The following is a 13,663-nucleotide window of genomic DNA, read 5'->3' on the forward strand; positions in this document are numbered from 1 at the left end:
CCGCTGCAAGGCAAAGGTTTACCTATCCGGCAGCGGCACCCTATTTCTGTGCCAAGCTGATCTAGCCCGGTCCGGGCTCCTTGCCAACTTCATATTCGCGCAATTTGTTGGCAATGGTCGTATGGGAAACCCCCAGGCGCTTGCCCAGTTGCCGACTGCTGGGGTGCTCGGAATACAAGCGCTCCAGCACGGCTTTCTCGAACCGTCCGACGATATCCTCCAACCCACCATCAAGTGAGAAATCGCCAAGGGGTTGGCGCACGCCGTAGTCCGGCAGGCGGATGTGCTCGGCCTTGACCGTTCCGCCGTCACACAGGGAAACGGCCTGGAACAATACGTTTTCCAACTGCCGGACGTTGCCCGGCCAATGGTAGTGGCTGAGACGGTCCATGGCCGCTGGGGCCAGCTTGGGCAGCGGGCAGTCGATCTGGCGACTGGCCTGGTCGAGGAAATGTTCCACCAGCGGCGCGAGGCCGTCGAGGCATTCGCGCAGCGGTGGAATGTGCAGGGAAAGGACATTCAAGCGGTGATACAGATCCTGGCGAAATTCTCCCCGTGCGCAGAGCTCCGACAAATCGACCTGGGTCGCGCAGATCACCCTGACATCCAGATAAACCTCTTCGTCACTGCCTACGCGACGGAAGCATCCGTCCTGCAGGAAGCGCAGCAATTTCACTTGTAGGCGCGGGCTCATCTCCCCTACCCCGTCGAGGAACAGCGTTCCCCCAGCGGTCAATTCCAGCAGGCCAAGCTTGCCTTCGGCCCGGGCGCCTTCGAAGGCACCGGGACCGTAGCCAAACAGCTCGGTCTCGGCCATTGACTCGGGCAGCCCGGCACAGTTGAGCGCCATCAGTGGCGACTGCCCACGCGGGCTCGCCAGGTGACAGGCGCGGGCCAACAATTCCTTGCCGGTGCCGGTTTCGCCTTCTATCAACAGCGGCGCGTCCAACGGCGCCATGCGCCGGGCCTCACGGACCACCGCCGCCATCACTTTCGAACTCTGGAAAATACTGTCGAAACCGCGCAGCTCCTGCTTGCGCACGTTATAGATACGTTCGCCCACCCGATCGGCGCGGTGCAGGGTCAGCACCGCGCCGGCCATGGCCTCGCTGTCGTCGTGTTCCGACTGTAGCGGGGCGATATCCGCCAGGAACACGTCGCCCTTGACCTTGACCCGCAAGCCATTGATGCGCGACTGGTTGGCGCGCACCAGCTCAGGCAGGTCAAAGTCCTCGGCATACCGGGACAGGGGAATTCCTGGTACCTCGTCCACTCGCACCCCAAGCAACTGCGCTGCAGCCCGGTTGGCCGCGACGATGGAGCCGCCCATGTCGATGGACAACACCGGAAACTCGAGGGCGCCAAGCAAGGCGTTGAGCTCCATGTGCCGACGCTCGCTGGGCATCAGTCCTACGCGCTTGACGCCGAATACCCCGGCGATGCTTTCGAATTTCGGACGCAGCGCCTGGAACTGGATGTTGATCAGGTTCGGGCAGTGCAGGTAGATCGCGTTGCCATGCTCACCACCGACCTCGCCACGGGCGACGTTGACGCCGTACTCCACCAGCAGGTTGAGAATGTCCCGCAGGATGCCGATGCGATTCTGACAATGGACTTTGATGCGCATAAGAGGCCCGATGTGTTTGCAAGCATGAATATAGGGACCGCCTCGCAGTCCAGCGGGGAGCAAGCTCCCCTTGCCACAGCTTTCTGCCCTGTGGTGTAAATAGCCGTCAAGATTATGTGACAGCTGTAGGATATTTCACAGCCAAAAATCCCCACGACGCCGAGCACGGCGGAAAAACGTAACGAAAACTTTACATATTTCGGGTTGGCAAGCTGTTCCTGCCTGGATTTACCTGCTGCACACGCCCTCGCTTCGGGTTATCTCTAATGCATCGCTGGACATAAAAACAAACAGCCTTTCCGCCGGCTCGAAACGCCGGAGGAAAACAGCAGGAGAGCAGCATGAAGCAGACGCAATACGTGGCTCGCGAGCCCGATGCGCAAGGTTTTATCCACTACCCCGCCGAAGAACACTCGGTGTGGAACACGCTGATCACCCGCCAACTGAAAGTCATCGAAGGCCGCGCGTGCCAGGAATACCTCGACGGCATCGACAAGCTTGGCTTGCCCCACGACCGCATCCCGCAACTGGGGGAAATCAACAACGTGCTGGGCGAGACCACGGGCTGGCAAGTCGCCCGGGTGCCGGCGCTGATTCCGTTCCAGACGTTCTTCGAATTGCTCGCCAACAAACAGTTTCCGGTCGCGACGTTTATCCGCACCCGCGAAGAGCTGGATTACCTGCAAGAGCCGGACATTTTCCATGAGATCTTCGGCCACTGCCCACTGCTAACCAATCCTTGGTTCGCCGAATTTACCCACACCTACGGCAAACTCGGGCTACAGGCGTCCAAGGAAGAGCGCGTCTACCTTGCTCGCTTGTACTGGATGACCATCGAATTCGGCCTGGTCCAGACTCCGCAAGGCCGGCGCATCTACGGCGGCGGCATCCTGTCTTCCCCGAAGGAAACCGTGTACTGCCTGTCGGACGAGCCGGAACACCAGGCCTTCGACCCACTGGAAGCCATGCGCACGCCGTATCGCATCGACATCCTGCAGCCCTTGTATTTCGTCCTGCCCGAGCTCAAGCGCCTGTTCGACCTCGCTCATGAAGACATCATGGGCATGGTCCAGCGTGGCCGGGAGCTGGGCCTGCACGCGCCAAAATTTCCACCGAAAGCGGCGTGAACCGCTACTTTTGATTTCAATTGAGTCTGTTGCGCCACGCCCCTTTGCTTTAGCGTGGCTGCATCGACGTTTTCCAATATTCGATTCGGGAACACACCATGACCACTCTGAACCAAGCCCATTGCGAAGCCTGCCGCGCCGACGCCCCGCAAGTCAGCGACGCAGAACTGCCGATCCTGATCAAGCAGATCCCGGACTGGAACATCGAAGTGCGCGACGGCGTGATGCAGCTGGAAAAAGTTTTCCTGTTCAAGAATTTCAAGCATGCCCTGGCGTTCACCAACGCGGTTGGTGAAATCTCCGAGGCCGAAGGCCACCACCCAGGCCTGCTCACCGAATGGGGCAAGGTCACCGTGACCTGGTGGAGTCATTCCATCAAGGGCTTGCACCGCAACGACTTCATCATGGCCGCCCGCACCGATGACGTAGCCATGACCGCCGAGGGCCGCAAGTAATGCATTTCGATGCCATCGGCCGTGTGCCCGGCGACCCGATCCTCGGCCTGATGGAGGCCTACGGGGCGGACAGCAATCCCGGCAAGTTCGACCTCGGCGTCGGTGTGTACAAGGATGCCCAAGGCCTGACGCCGATTCTTCAATCGGTGAAACAGGCTGAACAGAAACTGGTTGATCGCCAGGTCACCAAGACCTACATCGGCGGTCACGGTGATGTCACGTTCGGCCAATTGATTAATGAACTGGTGCTGGGGGCCGACTCGCCGCTGCTTGCCGACAAACGCGCCGGCGCCACCCAGACCCCGGGCGGCACTGGCGCGCTGCGCTTGAGCGCCGACTTCATCGCCCAGTGCCTGCCGGGCCGAGGCGTGTGGCTGAGCAACCCGACCTGGCCGATCCACGAGACCATTTTCGCCGCCGCCGGCGTCAAGGCCAGTCATTATCCCTACGTGGGCGCCGACAACCGCCTCGACTTCGAGGCGATGCTGGCGAGTCTGAACCAGGCGCCCAAAGGCGATGTGGTGCTGCTGCATGCCTGCTGCCACAACCCCACCGGCTTCGACCTGACCCACGAGCAATGGCGCCAGGTGCTGGATGTGGTTCGCAGCCGCGGCCTGCTACCGTTGATCGACTTCGCTTACCAGGGCTTTGGCGACGGGCTGGAACAGGACGCATGGGCCGTGCGATTGTTTGCCGAAGCGTTGCCGGAAGTGGTGATCACCAGTTCATGCTCGAAGAACTTCGGTCTTTATCGCGACCGCACCGGTGCGCTGATCGTCTGTGCCCGCGACGCAGACAAACTGCTCGACATTCGCAGTCAACTGGCCAACATCGCCCGCAACCTGTGGTCGACGCCACCGGATCACGGCGCGGCGGTGGTGACGACGATCCTCGGCAACCCCGAGCTCAAAAATGTATGGGCCGATGAAGTGGAAGCCATGCGCCAACGCATCGCTCAGTTGCGCAGCGGCCTGCTGGAAGCGCTCGAACCCCATGGCTTGCGTGAACGCTTCGCCCATATCGGCGTACAACGCGGGATGTTCTCCTACACCGGCCTCTCGCCGGAGCACGTCAGGCAGTTGCGCGAGCGCCACAGCGTCTACATGGTCGGCACCGGCCGGGCCAATGTGGCGGGCATCGATGCGACGCGCCTGGATGCGCTGGCCGAGGCGATTGCCGAGGTTTGCAAATAACACCACCGTCGGCCGTTGATTTTGTGGCGAGGGAGCTTGCTCCCGCTCGGCTGCGCAGCAGTCGTAAACAGGCCTGGCGCGGTGTGCCAGGCAGATAGCGTTGTTCCATTTGGGGCGGCTTCGCCGCCCAGCGGGAGCAAGCTCCCTCGCCACAATGGATAAAACCAGCCTCAAATAATCCGCTGCCCTTGCGGGGCTACTGGCCTGTCCACTCGCTGACAAATTCTGCGGTTTCCACCTTCGGCGCCGTGCGCGCTTCTTTCTGCGGCGTGCCCAGGTAGAGGAAACCGATCACCTCTTCCCCGTCTTCAAGGCCCAGCCCCCTCGCCACATGCGGCGAATACGCCAACTCACCGGTACGCCACACGCCACCTACCCCTTGGGCATAAGCGGCCAGCAGGATGCCGTGGGCCGCGCAGCCGGCCGCCAGCAATTGTTCGGCTTTCGGAATCTTGAAATGGTCCTGCAGACGCGCAACCACCACCACGACCAGTGGCGCGCGCAGCGGGCCATTAAGGGCTTTTTCCACAACCGCTTCGGGCACCAGCGGGTCATTGAAGCGGGCCGCTTCGGCCAGCAACTCACCCATGCGGTTTCGCGCCTGCCCTTCGACGGTGAGGAAACGCCATGGGCGCAACTGGCCGTGATCGGGCGCGCGCATCGCAGCGGCGAACATCACCTCGCGCTGTTCGAGAGTCGGTGCCGGGTCCACCAGGCGCGGGACGGAAACACGGTTGAGCAAAGCGTCGAGAGCCTGCATCGGCCACCTCCTGGAAAAAATGTTCGGCTATTCTAGTGGCTTGTACCGTCAGTTGGTTAGTTCAAATTCCGATACACGCGGCAGCGGGCGCCGGTTTACATGCCGCCTGTCGCAGGTAGAATGGCGCCCCTTCCCTTTCAGCCCGAGCGGACTCCATGGCGTTGCCGACCCTGCGGATCATTGGTTTTATCATCGGCATCTTCCTGATCACCCTGGCGATCTTCATGGTCGTGCCGATGGCCACGTTGCTAGTCTACGAGCGCACCAGCGACCTGCCGTCGTTCCTCTGGTCGAGCATGATCACTTTTGTCGCCGGCCTGGCCCTGGTGCTTCCCGGGCGCCCGGAGCATATTCACCTGCGCCCGCGCGACATGTACCTGCTGACCGTCAGCAGCTGGTTGGTGGTGTGCGTCTTCGCCGCGCTGCCCTTTTTGCTGACCCAGCACATCAGCTACACCGATTCGTTCTTTGAAAGCATGTCGGGCATCACCGCCACCGGCGCCACGGTGTTGAGCGGCCTGGACACGATGTCGCCGGGAATCCTGATGTGGCGCTCGCTGTTGCACTGGCTCGGTGGCATCGGTTTTATCGGCATGGCGGTGGCGATCCTGCCGCTGTTGCGAATCGGTGGCATGCGGCTGTTCCAGACCGAATCGTCTGACCGTTCGGAAAAGGTCATGCCCCGCTCGCACATGGTGGCGCGGCTGATCGTGGCGTCCTACGTGGGCATCACCATCCTCGGCACCCTGGCCCTGTGGTGGGCCGGGATGAGCCTGTTCGATGCAATCAACCACTCGATGTCGGCCATTTCCACCGGCGGTTTTTCCACCTCGGACCTGTCCCTGGCCAAATGGACCCAACCGGCCGTGCATTGGGTGACCATTGTCATCATGATCCTCGGCAGCCTGCCGTTTGCCCTGTACGTCTCGACGCTGCGCGGCAACCGTCGGGCGCTGATCAAGGACCAGCAAGTCCAAGGGCTTCTAGGCGTGCTGCTGGTCACCTGGCTGGTGCTCGGCACCTGGTATTGGATCACTACCGACCTGCATTGGCTCGAGGCGCTGCGACACGTGGCGCTGAACGTAACGTCGATCGTCACCACTACCGGTTTCGCCCTGGGGGACTACAGCCTGTGGGGCAATTTCTCGCTGATGCTGTTTTTCTACCTGGGCTTTGTCGGTGGCTGCTCGGGCTCGACCGCCGGCGGGATCAAGATTTTCCGCTTCCAGGTCGCCTACATCCTGCTGCGGGCCAACCTTAACCAACTGATCCACCCACGCGCGGTGATCAAGCAGAAGTACAACGGTCATCGCCTGGATGAAGAAATCGTGCGTTCGATCCTGACGTTTTCGTTCTTCTTCGCCATCACCATCTGCGTGATCGCCCTGCTGCTGTCGCTGTTGGGCGTGGAATGGATGACGGCGCTGACCGGCGCAGCCAGCACCGTATCCGGCGTCGGCCCGGGCCTTGGCGAGACCATCGGCCCGGCCGGCAACTTCGCGCCGCTGCCGGACGCGGCCAAATGGATTCTTTCGGGCGGCATGCTGTTGGGCCGACTGGAGATCATTACGGTGTTCGTATTGTGTATTCCGGCGTTCTGGCGTCACTGAGCGGAGTCGCGCTGCGCGCCCGGTATTCGCCGGGCGTGGTCCCGAACCAGCGACGAAAAGCGCGGAAAAAATTGCTCGGGTCGGCAAAGCCCAATAGATAGGCGACTTCCAACAAAGTCATGCCCGGCTGCGCCAGGTATTGCTCGGCCAGCTCGCGACGGGTGTCGTCCAGCAGACTCTGGAAACTGGTGCCCTCTTCCTGCAAGCGCCGCTGCAAGGTGCGCTGCGACAGGTGCAGCGTCTGCGCCACGGCGTCACGCTTGGGCTCGCCCTGGGGCAGCAGCCGGCAAAGCACTTGCCGCGCCTGGTGTGTCACGCGGCTTTCGGAGAAACGCGCCAAGTACTCCCCGGCAAACCGATCGTGAAGCAGCGCCATCGCCTCGTTCGCCGTGGGCAGCGGCGCTTCGATGTCGACCTGCTGGAAAATCAGCGCGTCATAGGGCGCATCGAACACCAGCGACGCGCCGAAAACCTGTTGATAAGGCGTAACGTCAACGGGCTCTGCGCCTTGGAAAAGCGCCTTCACCGGGTGCAAGGTGCGTCCGGTCAACCAGTTGCACAAGGCCAGCGCACAAGCCATGGACGCTTCGGCACTTTGGCGGGTGGGCGCAAGGTGGTCGCCGTGCACCGTCAGGATCAGCCCGTAGCCTTCTTCCAGGCGACGAAAAGTCAGCTCGGCACTTTCGGCGATGATTCGCTGATAACGCACCAGGCGCTGGAACCCTTCGACCAACGTTCGACTGGACATCAAGGCGTAACCGACCACATGGAACGATGCCGGGCGCACCACCTTGCCCATGTTCAGGCCTATGGCGGGGTTACCCGACAGCGTCACCGCCAACTGCCAGAGCCGCGTCATCGAGTCCTGGGGAAAACGCGCGTCCGGATCCTCCAACGCGGCATAATCCAACCCCAACTGCTTGAACAGCGCCCGACAGTCCAGGCCATCCATTTCCAACGCTTTGACAATCCCCATCGCCCAGCTCGAAGAAGTCGTTCGTTCGCTCATGACGTTTACTTGCATGACGAGCCGCGGGGTACGGCCGGATTTGCGAAGGATATCAGTGTCCTGTCTTATGAATACGTTCCTTTTGGACGAGTGGCTGTTGTCGTCAGGCAAGGCGCCGCGACGAGTCATAGCCAGCTATGGCGAGGAGCGGCAACGCAGCATGATGGCAACAGACGCCGTCCAGAAGGAACAGTATTTGTAAGACAGGACACTAGACTGGCGCTGATTGTCACTGGTTGTGGCAAGTGGACGCTCTAGACTCAACGTTAGCGGCTGGACACATCAGCCGCCAAAAATAATAACCAAAGAGCCTGCAGTCTTGGAAAACACCAAACGATTCACTACGTTCACCGAGTTCTACCCGTATTACCTCGGCGAACACAGCAACAGCACCTGCCGACGCTTGCATTTCATCGGCACCTCCCTGGTCATCCTGATTTTCGCCATGGCCCTTGTCGTCGGCGCCTGGTGGCTGTGGGTCGCCCTGCCGGTGGCTGGCTACGGATTTGCCTGGGTCGGGCACTTCTTCTTCGAAAAAAACCGCCCCGCCACCTTCCAGCATCCGCTCTATAGCTTGCTTGGCGATTTCGTCATGTACCGCGACATGTTGCTGGGCAAGGTTGCGTTCTAGCCCACTACAAGGGCCTAGGCAGGCTCGGTCACCTTCAGCTCAGCCTTGACCAGCGCCTCGCGCGCCTGGGCGTCGGCCAGTCGATACAGCTCGATCGTCCCGTCCCAATGCTCGATCAGTGCCGTGCACGACTCGACCCAGTCGCCGCAGTTGAGGTATTCCACTTCGCCCACCTTGCGCATCTCGGCGTGGTGGATGTGCCCGCACACTACACCGTGCAACTCGCGCTTGACGCATTCATGGGCGATGGCTTCTTCAAAATCGCTGATGAAACTGACGGCGGTCTTGACCTTGTGCTTGAGGTACGCCGACAGCGACCAGTAGCCGTAGCCATAACGGGCCCGCCAATGGTTGAGCCAGCGGTTCAGCGTGAGGGTGAACTCGTAGGCCGAATCCCCGAGGAACGCCAGCCAACGGTGATAGCGGGTGATGACGTCAAACTGATCGCCATGGATCACCAACAAGTGCCGGCCATCGGCGGTCACGTGCACCGCTTCGTCCACCAACTGGATATTGCCCAGGATCAGCTTTGAATAGCGTCGCAGGAATTCGTCGTGATTACCGGTGACGTAGATCACTTCGGTGCCGCGCTTGCTCATGGTCAACAAGCGGCGAATGACGTTGGTGTGGGCTTGAGGCCAATACATGCCACCGCGCAGCTTCCAACCGTCGATGATGTCTCCTACCAAGTAAATCTTGTCGGTGTGGTAGCCCTTGAGAAACTGCGACAGGTGCTCGGCCTGGCAGTCCCGGGTGCCCAGGTGGACGTCGGAAATCCACAGGGTGCGAACACGCTGCTTGCGGCTGGGTCTGGCGAGCTCGGCGCTGGTCATGGGCAACCCTCTGATCGTTTTCACCACAGTGCACGCCAGCGGTTAATGCGTCATGACAGCAATAAGTCGATTACATGACAGCGCGAGACGCCGCGCCCCAGGTGTAGACTGGCCGTCAGCCCCTGGAGACCGCGATGAGACCGATCCTCACGCTACGCCATTACAGCCACGACTTGATTGTCCACAGCCACGACCATGCACAGCTGGTGTTCGGGTTGTCGGGCGCGCTGGACTTCGAAGTCGAAGGTTGCGGCAGCCAAGTGGTGCAGCAGAGTTTCGTGGTGGTGCCGGCCGGCGCCCATCACGCCTGTGGCAGTCCCCTGGGCAGTCGCTGCCTGGTGCTGGATGTGCCTGACGATGACTGGGTGGGGCAATGCCTGGGCAATCACGCCGATGCCAGTCGCAGATTGCTCGACAACACCGCCCGCCTGCTCTTGGATGCGGGGCAAAGCCAGTTGGTCAGCTGGCTCGCGGGCAGCCCGGTGGACGATCCGCTGATCGCTCAGCAAGGCGCGGTGTTGCTGCTGGCCAGCCTCAATGGCGCCCGTCACGAAACGACCGGCGGCCGGCGCCTGCCCTATGCCGCGCTCGATGCTCACATCGACCAATATGCCGCTTATCCGCTGCAGGTCGCGGACTTGGCCCGGGTCGCCGGGCTTTCGAGCGCTCGCCTGCATGCCCGTTTCGTCGTCGAACGTGGGCAGACGCCGATGGGGTACATCCGCAGCCGTCGTTTGCACAAGGCCGTGGCGCTGTTGCGCGAGACAGACCTGCCCATCGGGGAGATCGCCCACCGGGTCGGCTACAGCTCCCAGAGTGCCTTCGCCGCGGCGGTACTGCGCGAGTTCGGCGCCCCGCCGGGCAAACTCCGACGCCAACACTAGATCCGCGTTAAAAATCGCTAGGATCGCGACAGACAAAAACGCTCGGCACCGGGTTCAATACCCGCACGTCCAACCGCTCAACAAGGATTGCAATGACACCCCGTACCGCCCTCGGCGCCCTGCACATTGGCGCACTCATGTTTGGCCTGACCGGTGTATTCGGCAAACTCGCCGCCGCCTCGCCGGCCGTCATTGTGTTTGGCCGCGCGGTGTTCGCCGTGTTGGCCCTGGCGATTTTCGCCCGGTTCGCCAGCAGCACCCGCTGGCAGAAACTTCGGGCCCTGGACGCTCGCCGCTTGCTGCTTGGCGGACTGCTGCTGGCCGCACACTGGGTGAGTTTTTTCATCTCGGTGAAAATTGCCGGCGTGGCGATCGCCACACTGGGGTTCGCCAGTTTCCCCGCGTTCACGGTGCTGCTCGAAGGGCTGATCTTCCGCGAACGGATCCGCGCCAACGAATTCCTCCTGGTGGTCCTGGTGAGCATCGGCCTGGTGTTGGTCACGCCGGACTTCGACCTGGCCAGCGGCGCCACCACCGGCCTGCTGTGGGCGGTGGCGTCGGGGCTGCTGTTCTCACTGCTGTCGCTGACCAACCGCGCCGGCTCCGGGCATGTCCCACCGGTACAGGCCGCGCTCTGCCAGAACCTGGTGGTCGGGCTGTGCCTGCTGCCGATGGCCGCGCCGCAATTGAGCGAAGTGCGCCCCATCGACTGGCTGTGGATCGGCCTGCTCGGCGTGTTCTGCACCGGCCTGGCCCACAGCCTGTTCGTCGCCAGCCTGGCGGTGATCAAGGCCCGCACCGCAGCGGTGGTGTTCGCCATGGAGCCGGTCTATGGCATCACCATCGCCTGGCTGCTGTTCGATGAGAATCCGACGTTGCGCATGCTGCTGGGAGGCATGCTGATCATCGTCGCGATTGTGGTATCGAGCCAACTCAGTGGTACGAAAAAATCCAGCGTCAGCGCTCAAGCGCCGTCTCACTGAGTCCGGTCGTTGTGCCCCAGGTCGCGCTCCGGATCGATCCGGTCGCGGACCCGCTGCTTGAGGACCTTGGCCTCGGGAAAGCCGCCGTCGGCCTTGCGCTCCCACAGCTGCGTGCCGTCGCAACTGATGTGAAACACCCCACCGGTGCCCGGCACCAGCGACACCTTGCCCAAGTCGTCAGCGAACGTGCTGAGCAGCTCCTGGGCCAGCCACGCGGCGCGCAGCAGCCATTGGCACTGGGTGCAATAGGTGATGACGACTTCTGGTTTTGGCTTGGTCATGGCGGATGAACTCCTGGTTTCAAAGGCGTCGTTATACTACTCGCCTTTGATTGCCTGCCTCGAGATTGACGATGCGCCGCCTGCTGCCTTGCCTGCTTCTGTTACTGCTGCCCTTGTTTGCCGACGCGGTCGAACCGCCGCGCCCGAAAATCGGCCTGGTATTGTCCGGCGGCGCGGCCCGTGGCCTGGCCCACATCGGCGTGCTCAAGGCCCTGGAAGAACAAGGCATCAAGATCGACGCCATCGCCGGCACCAGCATGGGCGCGGTGATCGGCGGGCTTTATGCCTCGGGCTACAAGATCGACGAACTGGAAAAACTCGCCCTGGGCATCGACTGGCAACAGGCCTTGTCCGATGCGCCGCCGCGCAAGGACGTGCCCTTCCGGCGCAAGCAGGATGATCGGGATTTCCTGGTAAAACAGAAACTCAGCTTTCGCGATGACGGAAGTCTGGGCCTGCCGCTGGGGGTCATCCAGGGACAGAACCTGGCCTTGCTGCTCGAAAGCCTGCTGGCCCATGCCAGCGATACCCGGGATTTCGACAAGTTGCCAATCCCTTTCCGGGCCGTGGCGACCGACATCGCCACGGGCGAAAAAGTCGTGTTCCGCAAGGGCCACCTGCCCAAGGTGATCCGGGCCAGCATGTCGATTCCGGCGGTATTCGCCCCGGTGGAATTGGACGGCAGGCTGCTGGTGGACGGCGGCATGGCCGATAACATACCGCTGGATGTGGCACGGGAAATGGGCGTGGACATGGCCATCGTCGTCGACATCGGCACACCGTTGCGCAATCGCAAGCAATTGGTCACGGTGGTGGACGTCTTGAATCAGTCGACCACCCTGATGACCCGACGCAACTCCGAAGAACAATTGGCGACGCTGAGAAAAGACGACGTATTGATTCAACCGGCGCTGGCGAGCTACGGCTCGACCGATTTTGGCCGGGCCCAGGAGATGATCGATGCCGGCTATCGCGCCACCCGCATACTCGAGGCGCGCCTGGCGCACCTGCTCCCCGTCAAACAAGTCGATGCCGACCTGATGGCGGCGCGCACGCCCAGCGAGCGTACCCCGGTCATCACCGGGATCCGCGTGGAAAACGATTCGAAAGTCGGCGACGACGTGATCCGCTACTACATCCGCCAGCAGATCGGCGAGCCGCTGGACCTGGGTCGCCTGCAGACCGACATGGGCACGCTGTACGGCCTGGATTATTTCGAGCAGGTGCAATACCGCGTGGTGCACAAAGGCGCTGACAATACCTTGGTGATCAGCGCCCGCGGCAGGCGCACCGGCACCGACTACCTGCGTCTGGGCCTGAGCCTGTCGGACGACATGCGCGGCGACAGCGCCTTCAACCTCGGCGCCAGCTACCGGGTCAATGGCATCAATCGCCTCGGCGCGGAATGGCTGACCCGGGCGCAGATCGGCGACAAGCAGGAGCTGTACAGCGAGTTCTATCAGCCGCTGGACGTCGGTTCGCGCTACTTCATCGCGCCCTATGGGCAATTCGAATCGCGCAACGTCGAGTCGATCCTCGATAACGATCCGGTCGCTCAATACCGGGTCGAGCGCTATGGATTCGGCTTGAACCTGGGCCGTCAGATTGGCAACAGCGGGGAGATCCGCTTCGGCGTCGGCCAGGCCTGGGGCAAGGCAGATGTGCGCATCGGCGATCATGACCAACCCAGCGAAAACTTCAACGAAGGCTTCTACGAGCTCAAATATTCGTTCGACTCCCTCGACAGCGTGTACTTCCCTCACGAAGGCGAGGACATCGGCCTGTCGTGGCGCCAATACGAACCGGGCCTGGGTTCCGACCAGCGTTACCGTCAGTGGGAGTTCAAGCTGGACAAGGCCCTGAGCAGCGGCCCGGACACCTTCATCCTGGGCGGCCGCTACGGCCGGACTCTGGACACCGCCGAGGTGGTGACCTCAAGTTTCGTACTGGGCGGTGCGCGGCAGTTGTCGGGCTTTCGCGAGGATGGGATATCCGGACAGAACATGAGCCTGATGCGCGCCGTGTATTACCGCAGGCTCACCCCACGCGCCTATTTGCCGCTGGACTTTCCGTTGTACATCGGCGGATCGCTGGAGCGCGGTCGGGCCTGGAACAACGACAACGAATTCGACAGCGGCTACATCAACGCCGCCAGTGTCTTCCTCGGGTTCGATACGCCGCTGGGGCCGCTGAATTTCAGCTATGGATTTAACGATGACGACGAGCAGGCGGTATATTTGAATCTTGGGCAGACGTTCTAGACCCGTTCA

General features: G+C 61.8%; 13 protein-coding genes. 8 read left to right on the top strand and 5 right to left on the bottom strand.

Annotation, left to right across the window (positions count from 1 at the left end; translation table 11 throughout):
* Positions 1-61: 61 nt before the first annotated feature.
* Entirely contained in the window at positions 62-1,627 is a 1,566-nt protein-coding gene (locus tag J3P95_RS17965; protein ID WP_434580256.1) for a sigma-54-dependent transcriptional regulator, read from the bottom strand.
* Between the two features lie 341 nt (positions 1,628-1,968).
* On the opposite strand from J3P95_RS17965, the gene phhA reads away from it, so the two are divergent.
* The 3 genes from phhA to J3P95_RS17980 all read left to right on the top strand — a co-directional run bounded on the left by phhA (position 1,969) and on the right by J3P95_RS17980 (position 4,402).
* On the top strand, positions 1,969-2,754 hold the full coding sequence (phhA, locus tag J3P95_RS17970) for a phenylalanine 4-monooxygenase (RefSeq protein ID WP_434580254.1): 786 nt from the start codon (positions 1,969-1,971) through the stop codon (positions 2,752-2,754).
* A 98-nt stretch (positions 2,755-2,852) separates the two neighbouring features.
* A complete protein-coding gene (locus J3P95_RS17975; protein WP_434580252.1) occupies positions 2,853-3,209 on the top strand; it encodes a 4a-hydroxytetrahydrobiopterin dehydratase in 357 nt (118 codons plus the stop codon).
* A complete protein-coding gene (locus tag J3P95_RS17980; RefSeq protein WP_434580250.1) occupies positions 3,209-4,402 on the top strand; it encodes an amino acid aminotransferase in 1,194 nt (397 codons plus the stop codon). Before J3P95_RS17975 ends, J3P95_RS17980 begins: the two co-directional genes overlap by 1 nt.
* 196 nt (positions 4,403-4,598) lie before the next feature.
* Here J3P95_RS17980 and J3P95_RS17985 read toward each other — a convergent pair whose 3' ends face one another.
* On the bottom strand, positions 4,599-5,162 hold the full coding sequence (locus J3P95_RS17985; RefSeq protein ID WP_434580248.1) for an NAD(P)H nitroreductase: 564 nt from the start codon (positions 5,160-5,162) through the stop codon (positions 4,599-4,601).
* Positions 5,163-5,317: 155 nt separating this feature from the next.
* On the opposite strand from J3P95_RS17985, the gene J3P95_RS17990 reads away from it, so the two are divergent.
* Entirely contained in the window at positions 5,318-6,772 is a 1,455-nt protein-coding gene (locus J3P95_RS17990) for a TrkH family potassium uptake protein (RefSeq protein WP_434558125.1), read from the top strand.
* Here J3P95_RS17990 and J3P95_RS17995 read toward each other — a convergent pair.
* Positions 6,729-7,781, bottom strand: a complete 1,053-nt coding sequence (locus J3P95_RS17995; RefSeq protein ID WP_434580246.1) for an AraC family transcriptional regulator — start codon at positions 7,779-7,781, stop codon at positions 6,729-6,731. The two genes, J3P95_RS17990 and J3P95_RS17995, sit on opposite strands and share 44 nt — an antisense overlap.
* A 319-nt stretch (positions 7,782-8,100) precedes the next feature.
* Between J3P95_RS17995 and J3P95_RS18000 the strand changes: the two genes are divergently transcribed.
* Positions 8,101-8,412: an Mpo1-like protein gene (locus tag J3P95_RS18000; RefSeq protein ID WP_434558127.1), complete on the top strand. Its 312-nt coding sequence runs from the start codon at positions 8,101-8,103 to the stop codon at positions 8,410-8,412.
* A gap of 14 nt (positions 8,413-8,426) precedes the next feature.
* Here the strand turns inward: J3P95_RS18000 and J3P95_RS18005 are convergent, their stop codons facing one another.
* Complete coding sequence (locus J3P95_RS18005) at positions 8,427-9,245, bottom strand: UDP-2,3-diacylglucosamine diphosphatase (RefSeq protein WP_186637248.1); 819 nt, start codon at positions 9,243-9,245, stop codon at positions 8,427-8,429.
* A 134-nt stretch (positions 9,246-9,379) separates the two neighbouring features.
* On the opposite strand from J3P95_RS18005, the gene J3P95_RS18010 reads away from it, so the two are divergent.
* Together J3P95_RS18010 and J3P95_RS18015 are read left to right on the top strand one after the other, a co-directional pair.
* Positions 9,380-10,129, top strand: coding sequence for an AraC family transcriptional regulator (locus tag J3P95_RS18010; RefSeq protein WP_434558128.1), 750 nt, complete (start codon positions 9,380-9,382; stop codon positions 10,127-10,129).
* Positions 10,130-10,221: 92 nt separating this feature from the next.
* Positions 10,222-11,112 (top strand): DMT family transporter, encoded by an 891-nt coding sequence (locus tag J3P95_RS18015; RefSeq protein WP_434558129.1) that lies wholly within the window; start codon positions 10,222-10,224, stop codon positions 11,110-11,112.
* Here J3P95_RS18015 and J3P95_RS18020 read toward each other — a convergent pair.
* Entirely contained in the window at positions 11,106-11,393 is a 288-nt protein-coding gene (locus J3P95_RS18020; RefSeq protein WP_434558130.1) for a SelT/SelW/SelH family protein, read from the bottom strand. The two genes, J3P95_RS18015 and J3P95_RS18020, sit on opposite strands and share 7 nt — an antisense overlap.
* Positions 11,394-11,464: 71 nt before the next feature.
* Here J3P95_RS18020 and J3P95_RS18025 point away from each other — a divergent pair, with 71 nt between their 5' ends.
* A complete protein-coding gene (locus tag J3P95_RS18025; RefSeq protein ID WP_434558131.1) occupies positions 11,465-13,654 on the top strand; it encodes a patatin-like phospholipase family protein in 2,190 nt (729 codons plus the stop codon).
* The last annotated feature ends 9 nt before the right edge of the window (positions 13,655-13,663 follow it).

The organism is Pseudomonas sp. Z5-35 (assembly GCF_051131945.1).
Lineage (GTDB): Bacteria > Pseudomonadota > Gammaproteobacteria > Pseudomonadales > Pseudomonadaceae > Aquipseudomonas > Aquipseudomonas marvdashtae.

Coding starts and splice junctions, on each gene's coding strand:
- J3P95_RS17980 (WP_434580250.1), top strand. CDS start 3,209: ATGCATTTCGATGCCATCGGCCGTGTGCCCGGCGACCCGATCCTCGGC.
- J3P95_RS18020 (WP_434558130.1), bottom strand. CDS start 11,393: ATGACCAAGCCAAAACCAGAAGTCGTCATCACCTATTGCACCCAGTGC.
- J3P95_RS17995 (WP_434580246.1), bottom strand. CDS start 7,781: ATGAGCGAACGAACGACTTCTTCGAGCTGGGCGATGGGGATTGTCAAA.
- J3P95_RS18005 (WP_186637248.1), bottom strand. CDS start 9,245: ATGACCAGCGCCGAGCTCGCCAGACCCAGCCGCAAGCAGCGTGTTCGC.
- phhA (WP_434580254.1), top strand. CDS start 1,969: ATGAAGCAGACGCAATACGTGGCTCGCGAGCCCGATGCGCAAGGTTTT.
- J3P95_RS17965 (WP_434580256.1), bottom strand. CDS start 1,627: ATGCGCATCAAAGTCCATTGTCAGAATCGCATCGGCATCCTGCGGGAC.
- J3P95_RS17975 (WP_434580252.1), top strand. CDS start 2,853: ATGACCACTCTGAACCAAGCCCATTGCGAAGCCTGCCGCGCCGACGCC.
- J3P95_RS18025 (WP_434558131.1), top strand. CDS start 11,465: ATGCGCCGCCTGCTGCCTTGCCTGCTTCTGTTACTGCTGCCCTTGTTT.
- J3P95_RS18015 (WP_434558129.1), top strand. CDS start 10,222: ATGACACCCCGTACCGCCCTCGGCGCCCTGCACATTGGCGCACTCATG.
- J3P95_RS18010 (WP_434558128.1), top strand. CDS start 9,380: ATGAGACCGATCCTCACGCTACGCCATTACAGCCACGACTTGATTGTC.
- J3P95_RS17990 (WP_434558125.1), top strand. CDS start 5,318: ATGGCGTTGCCGACCCTGCGGATCATTGGTTTTATCATCGGCATCTTC.
- J3P95_RS17985 (WP_434580248.1), bottom strand. CDS start 5,162: ATGCAGGCTCTCGACGCTTTGCTCAACCGTGTTTCCGTCCCGCGCCTG.